Source organism: Cellulomonas sp. P4_B5_2 (assembly GCF_056402235.1).
This window is the reverse complement of the sequence record NZ_JBFUHU010000024.1, coordinates 1-18,545: the sequence shown is the minus strand read 5'-3', so window position 1 is coordinate 18,545 and position 18,545 is coordinate 1. Positions and strand designations below refer to the sequence as shown.

10 protein-coding genes, 3 rRNA genes and 1 pseudogene are annotated in these 18,545 nt (G+C 69.1%); 1 reads left to right on the top strand and 13 read right to left on the bottom strand.

Translation table 11 applies throughout. The features are described 5' to 3' along the window. From AC1DUQ_RS03125 to AC1DUQ_RS03080, 10 genes and pseudogenes are all read right to left on the bottom strand, one after another. Positions 1-281, bottom strand: a pseudogene (locus tag AC1DUQ_RS03125) (CTP synthase); the annotation flags it as partial. A 71-nt stretch (positions 282-352) separates the two neighbouring features. Next, on the bottom strand, positions 353-2,032 hold the full coding sequence (murJ, locus tag AC1DUQ_RS03120; protein ID WP_477073374.1) for a murein biosynthesis integral membrane protein MurJ: 1,680 nt from the start codon (positions 2,030-2,032) through the stop codon (positions 353-355). Next, entirely contained in the window at positions 2,029-2,919 is an 891-nt protein-coding gene (locus AC1DUQ_RS03115) for a hypothetical protein (protein ID WP_477062785.1), read from the bottom strand. Before AC1DUQ_RS03115 ends, murJ begins: the two co-directional genes overlap by 4 nt. Next, positions 2,916-3,950 carry a copper transporter gene (locus AC1DUQ_RS03110; protein ID WP_477062784.1) on the bottom strand — a complete coding sequence of 345 codons (1,035 nt, stop codon included), beginning with the start codon at positions 3,948-3,950 and terminating at the stop codon, positions 2,916-2,918. The genes AC1DUQ_RS03115 and AC1DUQ_RS03110 overlap by 4 nt, the downstream gene beginning before the upstream one ends. A 73-nt stretch (positions 3,951-4,023) precedes the next feature. Next, positions 4,024-5,202 carry a putative cytokinetic ring protein SteA gene (gene steA, locus AC1DUQ_RS03105; RefSeq protein ID WP_477062783.1) on the bottom strand — a complete coding sequence of 393 codons (1,179 nt, stop codon included), beginning with the start codon at positions 5,200-5,202 and terminating at the stop codon, positions 4,024-4,026. Positions 5,203-5,208: 6 nt separating this feature from the next. Further along, a complete protein-coding gene (gene recN / locus AC1DUQ_RS03100) occupies positions 5,209-6,939 on the bottom strand; it encodes a DNA repair protein RecN (protein ID WP_477062782.1) in 1,731 nt (576 codons plus the stop codon). After that, a complete protein-coding gene (locus tag AC1DUQ_RS03095; RefSeq protein WP_477062781.1) occupies positions 6,936-7,829 on the bottom strand; it encodes an NAD kinase in 894 nt (297 codons plus the stop codon). The genes recN and AC1DUQ_RS03095 overlap by 4 nt, the downstream gene beginning before the upstream one ends. Next, positions 7,826-8,647, bottom strand: a complete 822-nt coding sequence (locus tag AC1DUQ_RS03090; RefSeq protein ID WP_477062780.1) for a TlyA family RNA methyltransferase — start codon at positions 8,645-8,647, stop codon at positions 7,826-7,828. The genes AC1DUQ_RS03095 and AC1DUQ_RS03090 overlap by 4 nt, the downstream gene beginning before the upstream one ends. A gap of 6 nt (positions 8,648-8,653) precedes the next feature. Further along, positions 8,654-8,845 (bottom strand): hypothetical protein, encoded by a 192-nt coding sequence (locus AC1DUQ_RS03085; RefSeq protein ID WP_477062779.1) that lies wholly within the window; start codon positions 8,843-8,845, stop codon positions 8,654-8,656. Positions 8,846-8,996: 151 nt separating this feature from the next. After that, positions 8,997-10,037 (bottom strand): HAD-IIA family hydrolase, encoded by a 1,041-nt coding sequence (locus tag AC1DUQ_RS03080; RefSeq protein WP_477062778.1) that lies wholly within the window; start codon positions 10,035-10,037, stop codon positions 8,997-8,999. Here AC1DUQ_RS03080 and AC1DUQ_RS03075 point away from each other — a divergent pair. Further along, entirely contained in the window at positions 10,021-10,479 is a 459-nt protein-coding gene (locus tag AC1DUQ_RS03075) for a pentapeptide repeat-containing protein (RefSeq protein WP_477062897.1), read from the top strand. The genes AC1DUQ_RS03080 and AC1DUQ_RS03075 overlap by 17 nt on opposite strands. A 2,528-nt stretch (positions 10,480-13,007) precedes the next feature. On the opposite strand, the gene rrf is transcribed toward AC1DUQ_RS03075, so the two are convergent. From rrf to AC1DUQ_RS03060, 3 genes are all read right to left on the bottom strand, one after another. Next, positions 13,008-13,124 (bottom strand): 5S ribosomal RNA (rrf, locus tag AC1DUQ_RS03070). Between the two features lie 78 nt (positions 13,125-13,202). After that, positions 13,203-16,318: ribosomal RNA gene (locus AC1DUQ_RS03065) — 23S ribosomal RNA — on the bottom strand. 453 nt (positions 16,319-16,771) lie between these two features. Further along, positions 16,772-18,292 (bottom strand): 16S ribosomal RNA (locus tag AC1DUQ_RS03060). The 16S, 23S and 5S rRNA genes sit together here, the layout of an rRNA operon. Positions 18,293-18,545 lie beyond the last annotated feature (253 nt).

Here is an 18,545-nt window from a genome sequence, read left to right as displayed (position 1 = left end):
TCCAGGAACCGCTCGTAGTGGCCCACGTCGAGGTCCGTCTCCGCACCGTCCTCGGTGACGAAGACCTCGCCGTGCTGGAACGGGTTCATGGTGCCCGGGTCCACGTTGAGGTACGGGTCGAGCTTCTGCATCGTGACGCGAAGGCCACGGGAGCGGAGGAGTCGGCCGAGGCTGCTCGCCGTCAGGCCCTTGCCGAGGGAGGAAGCGACACCCCCGGTGACGAAGATGTGCCGGGTCGTGGAATCCGACCGCCCGGAGAGTCGATGCGCGCGCTCTGTCACGGGATTCCAACCTACCTGACGAATGCCAGGTCCCGGAGCACGACGCGGGGTGAGTCCGGACACGTGGCGTCCTACAGAAGGGGCGCGCCCGGGTTCGCGGGGTCAGGGACGCGGTCGACGACGACCGGCCGGGGCTCCGCCTCGATGCGCCGGAAGTCGCGCAACGTCCCGCGGTCCCCCGCGACCACCGCGCCGGCGACGACGAGGGCCGCGATGATCCCGCCGCCCGCGGCCGCGCCGACGGCGGTGAGCATGCCGTGCCCGGCCAGGTCGGTGACCGCGTCCACCACCCACCGTCCGGCGACCGCGCCGAGACCGGCGCCGAGGACGAGCACGAGCGCGGTCCGCGGCAGGCCGGTGGTCGCGGACCGGCCCGCGGCGCGGCGCAGCAGGAGCACCGCGACCGTGCCACCGACGAGCATGCCGAGCGAGCTGGCCTGCGCGAGCGCCAGGAGCGTCGCCGCGGGGTCGTCCCCGGTGGGGGCCCGCAGCGCGGCGAGCAGGGGCGTCGCCACGGCGACAGTCCCCCAGCCCGCGACGTTCGCCGTGATGGCCGCCCGGCCTCGCTCGAGCGCGTAGAGCGCACGGGACGCGTGGAACATGAGTGCGAAGCCGAGCAGACCCGGCATGAGCCAGGTGATCGTCAGGGTCATCGCGCGCATGCCAGGACCGCCGTCGGCGAAGAACACGAAGACGGCCGTGACCGCGGGGGCGGCGGCGGCGAGGGCGGCGCCCCCGAGGGCCGCGGCGGCGAGGACCGCCCGGGTGGTCCCCGACGCCATCCGTGCGAACGCGTCGTGCTCGCCGGTGGCAGCGCGGTGTGCGAGCCGGGGGAACGTCGACGTCGCCAGGGGCACGACCAGCACCGCGTACGGCAGCAGGTACACCTGCTGGGACCACAGGTACACCGACCAGGTGCCGGGGTTGCCGCGATCGGCGGCGACGAGCAGCGCCACGAGCACCGAGACCTGCTGGGCCACCAGCGAGCCGACGCCGGCGAACGCCAGGGCGGCCAGGCGTCGTCCCGTGCCCTCGGGGAAGCGCAGGGTCGGCCGGATACGCACCCCCAGGCGCCTGACAGGGACGAACATCGGGAAGCACATCGCCGCGACGCCGAGCGTGGTCCCCCAGCCGAGCACCGCCAGCGCTTCGGCCGACACCGCGGCCGGGTCGTCGAGCTCACCGCCGGCGAGCGCCGCGTAGACCAGGTAGGTCGCGATGACGACGAGGGACGACAGCACGGGCGCGAACGCCGGCCAGAAGAACCGCTTGTGCGCCTGGAGCACCGCGTACAGGAGCACGGCGATGCCGTACATGGGGACCTGGACCGCGAAGACGGCGATGAAGTACTGCAGGAGGTCTCGCTGCGAGTCGTCGATCTGTGGCCAGACGGAGGCGATCAGTCCGCTGCACGCGGCGAGCGCGGCGCCGAGCGGGACCAGCACGAGCAGCGTCCACCCGAACGTCGCCGACGTGATCGCGTCGACGTCCTTGTGCAGTGCGCGCGAGACGGGCAGGGCCAGCAAAGGGACGAGCGCGCCCGCCAGCGCACCGCCCGCCGCGACCTCGAAGAGGACGTTGGGCAGGGTGTTGGCCGCGTTGTAGACGCCGCCGATGCTGCCGTCGTGGAACGCGTGTGCCTGCACCAGGTACCTGCCGAAGCCGAGCACCCGGCTCAGGACCGTGACGGCAGCGATCATCGCGGCCGCGCCGCCCAGCCCGGCGATCGTGCGACGCGCCGCGGGGCTCACCCGGACCGGCCCGAGGGCGGGTCGACGGGCCGCCGACCCCAGGCGTCGATGTCGCGCAGCACGGGGGTGCGCTCGATGACGCGCGTGAAGCTGACCTTCTCGCTGGCGACCGTGAGACCCACCACGACCGCGAGGCACGCGAGCCGGACGGGCCGCGGAGCGCTCAGCGCCACGGCGGTCCCGAGCGTGGCGCCCAGAGCGTTCGCGCCACCGTCGCCGAGCATGTCGGTCTCGGCGAGGTCCTGGTCCATCGCGGCCCCGACCACGCCGAGCGCCGCGGCTCCGGCCCCGGCACCGCCGCCCGGCGCGAGAGCGAGCGGGGCTGCCACGAGCGTGGCCGCCTTGAGCGCGCGCCCGGGGCGCAGGTCGAGCAGGTTCACCAGGTTGGCGCTGGAGGCGATCAAGGCTCCCGATGCGGCGACGTCCGCCAGCCACCCGACCGTCGAGCGACGCGTGCCGTCCGCCCGGTGCACCGGCGTGGCCACCGCGGCCGCGACGAGCGCTCCACCGCCGATCCCGAGGACCTTGAGGCCACCAGTCGTGAGCTCGCCGCGCGCGAGGGCACCGAGGTGGCCGCGCAGACCCTTGCGTCGTGACGAGGAGTCCTCGCCGAGGTCGTCGACCAGCCCGAAGGCCGCGCCGGACGCGGTCGCGATCGTGAGCGCGACGGCCCCCCGCGGTGACGGCGCGCCGACGAGTCCGCCGGCGAGCAGTCCCGCAGCCACCGCCGGCCCCTCGAGCAGGCTGATCGGCTCGCCGCGGTGGTTGGTGCGGGTCCAGCGCGCCTGCCCGCCCGGCGCCTGGTGGTCGAACGCGCCCCGCACGACCGCGGTCACCGCACTCGCGACGGCGCCCGTCAGGACGCGACGCGCGACACCTACCGTCATCCCTCGGTCCCTGCGGTCGACTCCGCACCGTCGGTCAGGCGCGGCGTGCGGTCGACCGGTGGCAGCACCACGGCCGCCGGCAGCGGGGTCTCGCCGTCACCGAACCCGTAGTGGCCGTTGGTGCCGGCGATCCGGCCGGCCAGGGCGAGCGGCACGTTGACCTGCCCGGTCACGACGGCCGTGCCGGAGACGGTGGTGATCGTCGCAGCCAGGTCCTGGTCGGCGAGCACGGCGTCCGTGAGGCTGCCCTCGCCCCGGGGTCCGTCGGCCAGGACCGCGCCGGTCGAGAGCTCCTGCGCAGCGCTGAGGACCGCGAGCTGGGCCACGACGGTCGACTCCGACGGCGCGGGGCTCGGGGTCGCGTCTGCGGCCGTCTCCTCCCGGGGAACGCCGATGACGACGATCGCGTCCGCCGGAACGGTGACCTGGTCGGCGACGGTGACCAGCGGGCTGTCGCTCTCGCTCGACGAGAGGAGCTCCAACAGCACGGAGGCGTCGTCGGACAGCACGTCCGGGTTGCTCGGGTCCGACGTGACGAGGGCCTGCACCAGAGCCGAGGCGAGCTCGTCCTCCACGCCCGCGTCGTCTGCCGGGACAGGGTCGAGGTACGTGAGCAGCTGGCCGACCAGAGCCTGCCGGAACGTGCGGGCGTCCGGGTCCATCCACGTGTCCGTCAACGTGACGTGGGCCGTGACGCTGGCGCCCGACTGGGTCAGCCGCGTGTCGATCGCGGTGCGGATCGACTCGTCGACCTCCCCGAGCGCGATCACGGCGACGCGGCGGTCCGCCAGCGTGCCGTCGAGGAGCTGCGGACCCGCGGCATCGATGTAGGTCTCGGCGTCCTGCAGCTCGCCCGACGTGGTGTCGAGCTCCGCCCGGAGAGCGTCCTTCTCGCCGCGGAGCTGCTCGACCTGGCCGGTGAGCGTGTCACCGATCGTCTCCTTGAGCGGGCCGGCACCCAGCGCGATGCCGACGGCCAACGCCAGGAAGACCGAGATGAGCGAGACGATGTGGTAGCGGAAGTCGATCACGGTGCGAGGTCTCCGTCGGGTACGTCGCCGGCGTTCACCGGGACCAGGTGCAGGGCGAGGGCAGCGGCGGTGCTCATCCGAACAGTCCGCTCACCCACGACGTGATGTCGTCGATACGGGCGCCCGAGAGGCCGATCAGGGTCTGGCCCGCCGCGGTCGACGCGAGCGCCACGCCGAGGGCGAGCAGGCCCGCGAGGACCAGGAGGGTGAGCTGCAGGTTGGAGATGCGGTTCCGGTAGAGCCGCGAGACGCCCTTGGCGTCGACCAGCTTGCTGCCGACCCGCAGTCGCGTGAGGAACGTGCTCGCCATGCCCGACCGGCCCTTGTCCAGGAACTCGACGAGCGTGGCGTGCGTCCCGACCGCCACGATCAGCTCGGCGCCCTTGTCGTCGGCGAGCAGCATGGCGACGTCCTCGCTGGTGCCCGTGGCAGGGAACACGACGTGCTTGACGTCCAGCTGCTCCACGCGCGCGAGCCCGGGCGCCCGTCCGTCGCGGTAGGCGTGCACGACGACCTCCGCGCCGCACGTCAGGGCACGGTCGGACACGGAGTCCATGTCTCCGACGATCAGGTCGGGCTTCCAGCCGGCGTCGAGGATCGCGTCCGCTCCCCCGTCGACACCGATGAGCACCGGCCGGTACTCGCGGATGTAGGGCCGCAGCGTGACCAGGTCTTCCTTGTAGTGGTAGCCGCGCACGACGATGAGCACCTGCCGACCGTCGATCACGGTCGAGATGTCGGGGACGCCGACGCCGTCGAGGAGCAGGTCACGCTCGCGGCGCAGGTAGTCCATCGTGTTCGCCGCGAACGACTCCAGCTGCACGGAGAGTCCGGCCCGGGCCTCCTCCATCGCGGTGGCGACCGTCGTCTCGGTCTGCAGGACACCCTCGGCGACCAGGGTCTCGCCGTCGTAGACGGCGCCCTCCACGATCCGGAGCCGGTGGCCCTCGGTGAGGGACATGACGTCCGCGCCGAGGTCGTCGATCAGGGGGATGCCCGCCCCGATGAGGATCTCCGGGCCGAGGTTCGGGTAGCGGCCCGAGGTGGAGCGCGCGGCGTTGAGCACGGCGGCGGGCTGGCACGCGACCAGCGCCTCGGCGGAGACGCGGTCGAGGTCGAGGTGGTCGATGACCGCGATGTCACCGGGGCGCAGACGCTTGGTCAGCCCCTTGGTCCGGGGGTCGACACGTGCCGGACCGGCGACGACGCCGGCTTCGGGCAGGGCGGTGCGTTTGCGCAGGGAGGCTCTCATCGCCGCTCATCGTCCCACGGACGAGAGCTCGAGCAGTTCTGCTGCGTGCGTCCGCGCGGCGTGGGAGTCCTCCTGCCCGGACAGCATGCGGGCCAGCTCGCGCACGCGGTCCTCCTGGGTGACCAAGCGCACGTCCGACTCGGTGACCACGTCCACGCCGTCGGCCGTCGACTTGGTGACGACGAGGTGCCGATCGGCGAACGCAGCCACCTGCGCGAGGTGCGTCACGACGAGCACCTGGCTGCCCTGCGCGAGCGACGACAGCCGGCGGCCGACCTCGACGGCGGCCCGACCACCGACGCCCGCGTCGACCTCGTCGAACACGAACGTCCCCGGTCGCGTCGCGCCGGGCGCGGTGGCCAGCGCGACCTCGATGGCCAGCATGACGCGGGACAGCTCGCCACCGGACGCACCCTTGCCCAGGGCGCGAGCGGGCGCTCCCGCGTGCGGCACCAGGAGCATCTCGACCTTGTCGGCGCCGTGCGGGCCGGGCTCGTCGGCCGGCTCGACGACCACGCGCAGCTCGGCGCCGGCCATCGCCAGCCCCGCGAGCTCCTCGGACACCACAGTGGAGAGTCGTTCTGCGCCGTCACGTCGACCGCTCGTCAGCTGCTCCGCGAGAGCGTCGAGCTCGGTTCCCAGCCGGTCGCGTTCCTGCCGCAGCTCGTCGATCCGCTCCTCCCCGCCGTCGAGGTCGAGCAGCCGGCGACCGGCGGTGTCCGCCCAGGCCAGCACCTCCGCGACCGTCGACCCATAGCTGCGGGTCAGGCTGCCCAGCTCCGCGCGCCGGCGCTGGGCGGCCTCGAGGCGCAGCGGGTCGGCCTGCAGGTCCTCGAGGTAGGCGGCGAGGTCCGTCGACACGTCCGCGAGCAGGTATCCGGCCTCCGCGATACGGGTGGCGAGCGCGGCGAGCGCCGGGTCGTGGCTGCCCTCGTGCTCGAGCAGCCGGCGCGCGAGCTCGATCGTCCCGACTGCCGTCCCCTCGTCGGTGCCGTCGTCCCCGCCGACGAGCGCGGTGTGCGCCCCGGCCGCCGCCGTCCGGAGGTCCTCGGCGTGCGACAGCCGCTCGACCTCGTCGGCCAGCGTCACGTCCTCGTCCGGCTGGGGGTCCACCCGCTCGACCTCCGCGAGCCCGAGGCGCAGCAGCTCCGCCTCCCGCGTGCGGTCCCGCGCCCGGTCGACCAGGTCGGTGAGCTCGGCCTCGACACGTGCCCGCTGCGCCCATGCCCCGCGGTAGCTGGCGAGCACCTCGCGGTGAGCCGGGCCGACGAACTCGTCGAGCGCCTCCCGCTGCACCGCGGGCGAGCGCAACCGGGCCTGGTCGGCCTGGCCGTGCACCGTGACCAGCTCGTCCGCCAGCTCCGCGAGAAGACCCTGGGGCACGGACCGACCGCCCACGAACGCGCGGGACCGGCCCGTGGTGCCGTCCGAGCCGGCGCCGACCGTCCGCAGGAGCACGAGGCTCCCGTCGTCGTCCAGGTCCGCACCCGCCTCGGCGGCGCGCGCGAGCGCAGGTGCACCGGCGTCGAGCACCACCCGCCCCTCGACGGACGCCGACGCCGACCCGACCCGCACGGTCGCCGGGTCGGCCTTGCCGCCCAGCAGGAGGTTCAGTGCCGTCAGCACCATCGTCTTGCCCGCACCGGTCTCGCCCGTGAGCACCGTCAGGCCCGGACCGAGCTCGACGTGCGCGCGCCCGATGACCCCGAGGTTCTCGATCCGGATCTCCTCGATCACGGTGCCGCCTCCGGCTGTACTGCGCGCACGGGCCGGGGCGCGCTGGGCCGCCCGCGCCACCCGTCGACGGGGAGGCCGAACTTGTTCACCAGGCGCGTCGTGAACGGCGCCATCGTGAGCCGTGCCAGGCGCACGGGAACGGGGCTGCGGGTCACCTCCACCCGCGACCCCTTCGGCACCTCGAGCCGCCGGCGGCCGTCGAGCGTGACCAGCCCGGCGGCGGGCGAGCGGTCGAGGACCTCCACCGCGAGCGTGCTCCGGGGGCCGACCACCAGCGGCCGCGCGAACAGGGCGTGCGCCGACAGGGGCACAAGGATCATGCCGTCCACGTCCGGCCACACCACCGGCCCGCCGGCGGAGAACGCGTGCGCGGTGGACCCGGTGGCGGTCGCCGCGACGATCCCGTCGCAGCCGAACGACGACAGCGGGTGGCCGTCGACCTCGACCAGCACCTCGAGCATGCGCGACCGGTCCACTTTCTCCAGCGCCGCCTCGTTGAGCGCCCACCCGGTGCCGATGCTCCCGTCCGGTCGCAGCACCCGGACGTCCAGGGTGCCGCGCTCCTCGACGACGAACTCGCCCGCGGTGAGTCGTCGTACCGCCTCCCCCACGTCCTCGCGCTCGCTCTCGGCGAGGAACCCGACGTGCCCGAGGTTCACGCCGAGCAGCGGCACGGACGTCCCGCGCGTGAGCTCAGCGGCTCGCAGGATCGTCCCGTCGCCCCCGAGCACGATCGCCAGCTCGAACGGCGGCAGGTCGGCTGCGTCGGCGTCCTCGGCGGCCAGCACCGGCTCGACGCCCGCGAGTTCGAGCTCGCGCACCACCTCGCGGGTGGCGGCCACGGCCTCCTCTCGGCCCCCGTGGGTGACCACCAGGGCGCGCCGGGTCACCGGGCCACCTCCCCATCGGCGAGCACGGCGGCGGTGATCCGGTCGACCAGGACCTCGACGGGGCCGTCGCCCTCGGGCCGTCGGAACCACACGAAGAACTCGACGTTGCCGCTCGGACCCGGCAGGGGGCTGCGCACGACGTCCCGCACCGCCAGGCCGAGCTCGGCACCGGCGCGCGCGACACCCAGCACGGCGTCCACCCACAGGCCGGGCAGACGCACCACACCGCCCGAGCCGAGGCGCTCGCGTCCGACCTCGAACTGCGGCTTCACCATCAGCAGCAGGTCGGCGTCCGGCCGGGCGACCTCGACGAGCGCCGGCAGCACCAGGGTGAGCGAGATGAACGAGAGATCGGCGACGACCAGCTCCGGCGCGGGGCTGACGTCACCACGTGTCAGGGTGCGGACATTGACGCCCTCGCGCACGTCCACCCGCGGGTCCGACCGCAGCTCATCGACCATCTGGTCGTGACCGACGTCGACCGCCACGACGCCCGTCGCCCCACGGCGCAGCAGCACGTCGGTGAAACCCCCGGTGCTCGCCCCCGCGTCGAGGCAGTACCGACCGGCGACCGCCGGACCGTCCGCGCCGAGCGCGTCGAGGGCCCCCGCCAGCTTGTGCCCGGCGCGCGACGCGTACCCCGGGTCGTCGTCGTCGGACTGGACGGCGACCTCGCGCTCGTCCGTCACCTGCGCGGCGCTGCGCGAGACCGCGGAACCGTCGACGGTCACCCGACCGGCGGCGATCAGCTCTCCGGCGTGCCGGCGCGACCGGGCCAGTCCGCGGCGCACGAGCTCCGTGTCGAGGCGTGTGGTCACCGCGGGTCAGCCCTCCGCGTCCGCGAGCCGGTCCTGGAGCGCGCCGTGAACCGCGTCGAACACCGCGACGTGCGCCCGCAGCGGCTGGTCCTCGAGCCCCACCAGCGTCGACAGCGCCTCGTCGACCGCCGCGTCCGAGGTCGACTCGAGCCCGGGCACCTGTCCCGGTGTCACGTCCGTCCCGCCGGTCTCGCTCACTGCGCCGTCTCCTGCCGTGGTCGTGTCCTGGTCCCGGTCGCTCGCCGACATCGGCAGCCGCACCCCTCGGTGCAGAGTCCGGGACCGCGCCCACGCTACCTGTCGGAACCGACGTCGACCGGTCGCCACACACAGGCAGCGTCGGTCCTCGTCACTGGCTCGCGAGGTCCGTCGCCAGCTCGGGGACCGAGGTCGGGTCGAGCTCCACCCCGTCGTCGACCGCGGCCCACGCAGCCGCGCACGCAGCGCGGACCACGTCGACCTTGCCCTCGACGGTCGTGTCGGCAGTGCGGCCGAGCTCGAGGCGCCCGTCGACGACCCGCGCCGACGCGTCCCGCACGGTCCACCAACCCTCCGCTGCCGCCTGGGGCTCCGGGTGGGCGACGAGCAACGAGCGCAGGTCCGCGCCGATGAGGTGCGGCCGCTCCCCCGGCACCGCCAGCACGTCGTCGCGCGCCGAGCTCACGCCGGTCAGCACGTGCAGACCGATGTAGCCGCCTGCGCGAGCACCGCCCAGGTCGGTGTCGAGCCGGTCGCCGATCACGAGCGTCTCGCGCGCACCGACCCGCTCCACGGCCATCTGGTACATCGTCGGGGACGGCTTGCCCGCGCTGTCCGGGACCACACCCGTCGCGGCCTGGACGGCGCCGACGAGCGACCCGTTCCCCGGTGCGAAGCCCCGCGCGGTCGGCAGGCTCAGGTCGAGGTTGGAGGCCACGTGCCACGCACCCCGGCCGACGGCGTACGCCGCCTCCGCGAGCTGTGGCCAACCCACCTCCGGCGAGAAGCCCTGGGCGACCGCCGCGGGCTCGTCGTCGGCGGAGTGGACCACTTCGTACCCGGCCAGCCGCACGGCGGTGACCAGCCCGGCGCCACCCACGACCAGCACCTTCGACCCGCGCGGCAGGCGGGTGCGCAGCAGCTGCGCAGCCGCCTGCGCGGCGGTCATCACCTCGGAGGCGTGCGTGACGATCCCAAGGTCCGTAAGCTGGTCCGCGACGGACTCGGGCTCGCGCGACGCGTTGTTCGTGACGAACACCAGACGCATCCCGCGCTCACGCGCCGCGGTCAGCCCTTCGGCCGCACCGTCGATCGGCTCGTGACCGCGGTAGGCCACGCCGTCCAGGTCGACCAGCGCGAGGTCGAACCGGTCCGCGAGCGGTGTGGCCGAGCCGATGAGCCCGCCCGTCACCGGCCGCCCTCCGCCTCGTCCGACCCCTGCCCGCCCAGCAGCTGCTCCGGCGCCTCGGACGTCCGGTCGTCGCCTGCCTCGACGGATCCGTCCGACGTCGAGTCCTGAGATCCGGCGACGTCGTCGACGGACGGCTCGGACTCGTCGGACGTGTCGTCAACCTCGGGCGACGCGTCGTGGACCTCGTCGACGGCGCCATCGGTCTCGTCGTCGTCCTCGTCCTTGTCGTCCTCGTCGTCCTCGTCCTCGTCGTCCTCGGCTGCGGCGGAGTCGTCTGAGGCGGAGTCGTCTGCGACGGAGTCGTCTGAGGCGGAGTCGTCTGCGACGGAGTCGTCTGCGACGGAGTCGTCTGAGGCGGAGTCGTCTGAGGCGGAGTCGTCTGCGACAGCGATCGCGTCGAATGCGCCCTCGTCGTACTCGCCGTCCTCGTCGAACTCGCTGAGGTCGAACGAGACCACCTCGTCCTCGACCTCCACGTCACCCGCGGCCTCGTCGAGCTGGTCCTGCGTGTAGGGCGCCAGCTCGGCCGCCGCCTCGTCGGCGCGTCCGGCCGCCTCGAGCGCGGTCGCCCGAGCCTGAGCCACCCGTACGGCAACCAGACCGGTCCCGGCACGCACCGCGGCGGTCGACAGCGCCGCCACAGCGGCATCGGCCTGGCCCAGGTCCAGCCGCGCACCGCTGACGACGATGGCCAGCTCGATGCTGGTCTCCGCGTCGAGCGTCTCGGCCTCCGGCTCCTGCGCCAGGGCGAGCGCCCGCTCGGGCCTGCCCAGCCCACGCTCGCAGTCGACCATGATCGCCAGGTGCTCCGACGACCCGTTCAGCCGGCGCACCGTCCGCAGCTCGCGCAGCGCCTCGGCGTACCGACCCGTCCGGTAGGCAGCCAGACCGGCGGCCTCCCGCACGACGTCGACCCGCCCGGCACGGCGGACCGCGGCCTGGGCGTGCTCGTAGGCGAGCTCCGGCTCGGTGTCGAGCAGCCGACCCACCATCACCAGGTGACGGCCGACGCCGTCGGCGTTGTCCTTGCTGAGCGTGCGCAGCCGGCCGCGGACGGAACGGTCGAGATCGCTGAACACGACCTCGTCCGGGATCTCGGGCGCGACGACACGCTCCTCCTGCGGCGGACGCGTGAGCCGACGGTCGTCGGTCGTCGGACGCTCCGCACCCGCGGCGTACCCCGCGCGCGGGCCGGACCGGTCGTCGCGCACGGGCCGACCGCTGGGGGGCCGACGATCGCCCGTCGCCGGGCGGTCGCCACGACTGCCCGCGGCGGGCGGACGAGAAGACGTGCGCTCAGGACGGTCGCTCCGGTCCGAGTACGAGGGGCGCTGACCACCGGACGCCGGACGGTCGCCCGACGGACGCCGGTCTGGCGCGCCGGCGGGACGGGCCCCACGGTCGGGTCGCTCGCCGCTCGAGCGCCGGTCATCGGCCGGACGACTTCCGTACGACGGACGATCCCCGTCGGGTCGCTGCCCGTACGCGGGACGACCACCACCGGAGCGGTCACCGTAGGAGGGACGGTCACCCTGCGGACGACCACCACCGGAACGGTCACCGTACGAGGGACGGTCACCCTGCGGGCGACCACCGGAACGGTCACCGTACGAGGGACGGTCACCCTGCGGACGACTCCCAGAACGGTCACCGTACGAGGGACGGTCACCCTGCGGGCGACCACCGGAACGGTCACCGTACGAGGGACGGTCACCCTGCGGGCGACCACCGGAGCGCTCACCGTAGGAGGGACGGTCACCCTGGGGACGACCACCGGAGCGCTCACCGTAGGACGGACGATCACCCGAGGGGCGACCACCGGAACGGTCACCGTAGGAGGGACGGTCACCCGAGGGACGACTCCCAGAACGGTCGCCGTACGAAGGACGGTCGCCACCTGAAGGTCGGTTCCCATACGCAGGGCGATCCCCGCCGGAGCGGTTCCCGTACGAGGGACGGTCACCCGAGGGACGACCACCACCGGAACGGTCGCCGTACGAAGGACGGTCGCCACCGGCAGGTCGGTTCCCGTACGCAGGGCGGTCCGCGCCGGAGCGGTTCCCGTAGGAGGGACGGTCACCCGAGGGACGACCACCACCGGAACGGTCACCGTACGAAGGACGGTCGCCCGGGGGACGACCCCCGGAACGGTCACCGTACGAAGGACGGTCGCCACCGGAAGGTCGGTTCCCATACGCAGGGCGATCTCCGCCGGAGCGGTTCCCGTACGAGGGACGGTCACCGGAGGGCCGATTCCCGTAGGACGGGCGGTCGCCACCGCGGCTGGTCCCGCCGGAGCGATCTCCGAAGCCCGTTCGATCGCCAGACGGACGGCCGTAGCTCGGTCGATCCCCGCTGGGACGATCGCCGTACGAAGGACGGTCTGCACCGCGGCCACGGTCACCCGCACCAGAGCGGTCACCGTACGGGGGCCGGCCGCTGCCGGAGCGATCGCCGTACGACGGTCGGTCAGCACCCGGACGCCCGCTGCCGGACGGCCGGAACCCGCGGTCATCACCTGCAGGCCGCCCGCCGGACGACGGACGATAGCCGCGGTCCCCGCCGGAGCTCGGACGACCGCCGCCGTAGGAACCGCCGCCGCGACCGGACGACCCGCCGCGAGACGCACCGCCACCCTGCGAGCCGCGCGGGCCTCGTGCCGAGCTGCTGCGTTCGCCGTCAGGTCGACCGCGGCCCGCTCCACCCGATCGATTCCGGTCGTCGGGTGTGCCCTCGGCACGATTCTCGCTGTTCATCTGTGTGCTCTCCTCGTCGCGATCGACCGCCCCATCGTCTCATCCCCTGCTCCGGACGCCGAACGGCGGCCGAGTGGGCCGCGCCGAATAGGGCGGAGCGGGGACGACACTGCGGTGGAAATTGGTGATCAATACGCCCGACGTCGCGCGCACAGAACATTCTCTTGGGAAACAGAAGAAGCCACCCCCGTAGGGGTGGCTTCTCCTGAATGATGTCCGGCGGCGTCCTACTCTCCCACACCCTGGCGAGTGCAGTACCATCGGCGCTGAAGGGCTTAGCTTCCGGGTTCGGAATGGGACCGGGCGTTTCCCCTTCGCTATGACCGCCGTAACGTTGTCGAGTTGTCAAACGGGTTCCCGTTCGTCTCTCGGGAACCGCACAGTGGACGCGTAGCAACAAATGAATGAAGTGGTGAAGTTGTCGGCTTATTAGTACCGGTCAGCTGCGAGGGTCGTTAGTCCCCTCTTCCACATCCGGCCTATCTACCCAGTGGTCTAGCTGGGAGCCTCTCACCCCTCAAGGGGGCATGGAAACCTCATCTTGAAGCAGGCTTCCCGCTTAGATGCTTTCAGCGGTTATCCCTTCCGAACGTAGCTAACCAGCCGTGCTCCTGGCGGAACAACTGGCACACCAGAGGTTCGTCCGTCCCGGTCCTCTCGTACTAGGGACAGCCCTTCTCAAGTTTCCTGCGCGCGCAGCGGATAGGGACCGAACTGTCTCACGACGTTCTAAACCCAGCTCGCGTACCGCTTTAATGGGCGAACAGCCCAACCCTTGGGACCTACTCCAGCCCCAGGATGCGACGAGCCGACATCGAGGTGCCAAACCATGCCGTCGATATGGACTCTTGGGCAAGATCAGCCTGTTATCCCCGGGGTACCTTTTATCCGTTGAGCGACGGCGCTTCCACAAGCCACCGCCGGATCACTAGTTCCGACTTTCGTCCCTGCTCGACCTGTCAGTCTCACAGTCAAGCTCCCTTGTGCACTTGCACTCGCCACCTGATTGCCAACCAGGCTGAGGGAACCTTTGAGCGCCTCCGTTACATTTTAGGAGGCAACCGCCCCAGTTAAACTACCCACCAGGCACTGTCCCTGGTCCGGATCACGGACCGAGGTTAGATATCCAGAGCGACCAGAGTGGTATTTCAACGTTGACTCCACCGACACTGGCGTGCCGGCTTCACAGTCTCCCACCTATCCTACACAAGCCGCACCGAACACCAATACCAAGCTATAGTAAAGGTCCCGGGGTCTTTCCGTCCTGCTGCGCGTAACGAGCATCTTTACTCGTAGTGCAATTTCGCCGAGTTCGCGGTTGAGACAGCGGAGAAGTCGTTACGCCATTCGTGCAGGTCGGAACTTACCCGACAAGGAATTTCGCTACCTTAGGATGGTTATAGTTACCACCGCCGTTTACTGGGGCTTAAATTCTGAGCTTCGCCTTGCGGCTGACCCGTCCTCTTAACCTTCCAGCACCGGGCAGGCGTCAGTCCGTATACATCGTCTTGCGACTTCGCACGGACCTGTGTTTTTAGTAAACAGTCGCTTCTCCCTGGTCTCTGCGGCCCTTCACGCTCCCCGAGCAAGTCGGTTCACGCTTCAGGCCCCCCTTCTCCCGAAGTTACGGGGGCATTTTGCCGAGTTCCTTAACCACGATTCTCTCGATCGCCTTGGTATTCTCTACCTGATCACCTGAGTCGGTTTGGGGTACGGGCGGCTAGAACCTCGCGTCGAGGCTTTTCTTGGCAGCATAGGATCACCAGATTCCCGCATTCGCGGTCACCGTCAGCTCTCAGGCTATATGAGGTGCGGATTTGCCTACACCTCGCCCTACGACCTTGGACGTGGACTACCATCGCCACGCTTGGCTACCTTCCTGCGTCACCCCTGTTAATACGCTTACCTACTACCGGTTCGGGTCACGCGCTCCACGCCACGGTGTCCCCGAAGGGACGATGTGACATCTCGGGCGTTTAGCATCACCGGGCTCGGTATGGGCGGTTCTTCGCCGGTACGGGAATATCAACCCGTTGTCCATCGACTACGCCTGTCGGCCTCGCCTTAGGTCCCGACTTACCCAGGGCGGATTAGCCTGGCCCTGGAACCCTTGATCATTCGGCGGACGGGTTTCTCACCCGTCATTCGCTACTCATGCCTGCATTCTCACTCGTGTGGCGTCCACCGCTGGGTTCCCCCGCGACTTCACTCGCCACACGACGCTCCCCTACCCATCCACACGCCTGAACACACCCGAAGGTGCGCTGAGCTGATATGTGAATGCCACAGCTTCGGCGGTATACTTGAGCCCCGCTACATTGTCGGCGCGGAATCACTTGACCAGTGAGCTATTACGCACTCTTTCAAGGGTGGCTGCTTCTAAGCCAACCTCCTGGTTGTCTGTGCAACTCCACATCCTTTCCCACTTAGCATACGCTTAGGGGCCTTAGCTGGTGGTCTGGGCTGTTTCCCTCTCGACTACGGAGCTTATCCCCCGCAGTCTCACTGCCACGCTCTGGCTTACCGGCATTCGGAGTTTGGCTAACGTCAGTAACCTGGTGGGGCCCATCGGCTATCCAGTAGCTCTACCTCCGGCAAGAAACACGTGACGCTGCACCTAAATGCATTTCGGGGAGAACCAGCTATCACGGAGTTTGATTGGCCTTTCACCCCTAACCACAGGTCATCCCCCAGGTTTTCAACCCTGGTGGGTTCGGTCCTCCACGCGGTCTTACCCGCGCTTCAACCTGCCCATGGCTAGATCACTCCGCTTCGGGTCTAGAGCACGCGACTGAGACGCCCTATTCGGACTCGCTTTCGCTACGGCTTCCCCACACGGGTTAACCTCGCCACGTACCACTAACTCGCAGGCTCATTCTTCAAAAGGCACGCTGTCACCCCTGCTAGGGAGGCTCCAACGGATTGTAGGCACACGGTTTCAGGTACTATTTCACTCCCCTCCCGGGGTACTTTTCACCTTTCCCTCACGGTACTTGTCCGCTATCGGTCACTAGGTAGTATTTAGGCTTACACAGTGGTCTGTGCAGATTCACTCCAGGTTTCTCGGGCCCGGAGCTACTTGGGATCCCCTTCGGGAGGCCACGCCATTTCGTCTACGGGGGTCACACCCTCTGTGCCGGGCCTTTCAATGCCCTTCGACTATGACGCGACTTTCTGACTCCCTGTCGGATCGGCAGATCCAACGGAAAGGTCCCACAACCCCGTGCACGCAACGCCTGCCGGCTTGAACACGTACACGGTTTGGCCTGATCCGCTTTCGCTCGCCACTACTCACGGAATATCTCTTCCTGGCGGTACTGAGATGTTTCACTTCCCGCCGTTCCCTCCACACACCCTATATATTCAGGTGCGGGTCACACGACATGACTCGTGCGGGGTTTCCCCATTCGGACATCCTCGGATCACGGTTCGTTTGCCAACTCCCCGAGGCTTATCGCAGGCTACAACGTCCTTCTTCGGCTCCTAGTGCCAAGGCATCCACCCTGTGCCCTTATAAACTTGACCACAAAAATCATTCAAAAAAGATGCTCGCGTCCACTGTGCAGTTCTCAAGCTACGACCGGGAAACTGCCACCCTCACCCCAGCACCTACCCGCACCACCCACACCAAGGTGTGGACCATGCCGGCGGTTTGACTGAGCGGTACCAGCCCGCAGCCACCCGCACCCGCCCCACACCCTCAGGTGTAGACCGCGTGCGTAGCGACCCTGAACGAACAACCTTCCGGCTGTTCCCTCAGGACCCAACAGCGTGCCCAGCCGACCCCTCCCCAGCAGCGGACCGTTCCCACCCAGAACCCCGTAGGGCCTGGCGTACTAGGTCGCCACCAGCTCGAAAGCCGGCCAACAGTCGATGTTCCACCCTCGAGCACCGTCCCCCACTCGTTCGGCAGGGACAACGGGCCTGGACACCCCAGCAACCCCATGACAGGACTACTTGATGCCAGATGCTCCTTAGAAAGGAGGTGATCCAGCCGCACCTTCCGGTACGGCTACCTTGTTACGACTTAGTCCCAATCGCCAGTCCCACCTTCGACAGCTCCCTCCACAAGGGTTGGGCCACCGGCTTCGGGTGTTACCGACTTTCGTGACTTGACGGGCGGTGTGTACAAGGCCCGGGAACGTATTCACCGCAGCGTTGCTGATCTGCGATTACTAGCGACTCCGACTTCATGGGGTCGAGTTGCAGACCCCAATCCGAACTGAGACCAGCTTTTTGGGATTCGCTCCACCTCGCGGTATCGCAGCCCTTTGTACTGGCCATTGTAGCATGCGTGAAGCCCAAGACATAAGGGGCATGATGATTTGACGTCATCCCCACCTTCCTCCGAGTTGACCCCGGCAGTCTCCCATGAGTCCCCGGCATAACCCGCTGGCAACATGGGACGAGGGTTGCGCTCGTTGCGGGACTTAACCCAACATCTCACGACACGAGCTGACGACAACCATGCACCACCTGTACACCGACCTTGCGGGGCAACCATCTCTGGAAGTTTCCGGTGTATGTCAAGCCTTGGTAAGGTTCTTCGCGTTGCATCGAATTAATCCGCATGCTCCGCCGCTTGTGCGGGCCCCCGTCAATTTCTTTGAGTTTTAGCCTTGCGGCCGTACTCCCCAGGCGGGGCACTTAATGCGTTTGCTGCGGCACGGAACTCGTGGAATGAGCCCCACACCTAGTGCCCAACGTTTACGGCATGGACTACCAGGGTATCTAATCCTGTTCGCTCCCCATGCTTTCGCTCCTCAGCGTCAGTTGCGGCCCAGTGACCTGCCTTCGCCATCGGTGTTCCTCCTGATATCTGCGCATTCCACCGCTACACCAGGAATTCCAGTCACCCCTACCGCACTCTAGTCTGCCCGTACCCACTGCAAGCCCAAGGTTGAGCCTTAGGTTTTCACAGCAGACGCGACAAACCGCCTACGAGCTCTTTACGCCCAATAATTCCGGACAACGCTTGCGCCCTACGTATTACCGCGGCTGCTGGCACGTAGTTAGCCGGCGCTTCTTCTGCAGGTACCGTCACTTGCGCTTCTTCCCTGCTGAAAGAGGTTTACAACCCGAAGGCCGTCATCCCTCACGCGGCGTCGCTGCATCAGGCTTGCGCCCATTGTGCAATATTCCCCACTGCTGCCTCCCGTAGGAGTCTGGGCCGTATCTCAGTCCCAGTGTGGCCGGTCGCCCTCTCAGGCCGGCTACCCGTCGTCGCCTTGGTAGGCCACTACCCCACCAACAAGCTGATAGGCCGCGAGCCCATCCCAGACCGATAAATCTTTCCAGACACCACACATGCGCGTGTGTCTCGTATCCGGTATTAGCCATCGTTTCCCATGGTTATTCCAGAGTCTGGGGTAGGTTGCTCACGTGTTACTCACCCGTTCGCCACTGATCAGACCAGCAAGCTGGCCATCACCGTTCGACTTGCATGTGTTAAGCACGCCGCCAGCGTTCGTCCTGAGCCAGAATCAAACTCTCCGTAAATGTCTACATGGCACCCCACCACCCAAAAGCAGCAGAGCAACCGACACACGAAATGGTCCCGATAAGGACCGTTCAGATTCGGCTGAATTTTGGCACCGCACCCCACGGAGGTGGAGAAACGGCACCTATCTCAACCAAGACCCACCACCCTCGAACACCCCACCCCGAACGGGACAGAACATCCTCCGATAGCGAGCCATATGGCATCGACTATTTGGCACACTGTTGAGTTCTCAAGGAACAGACGCGCATC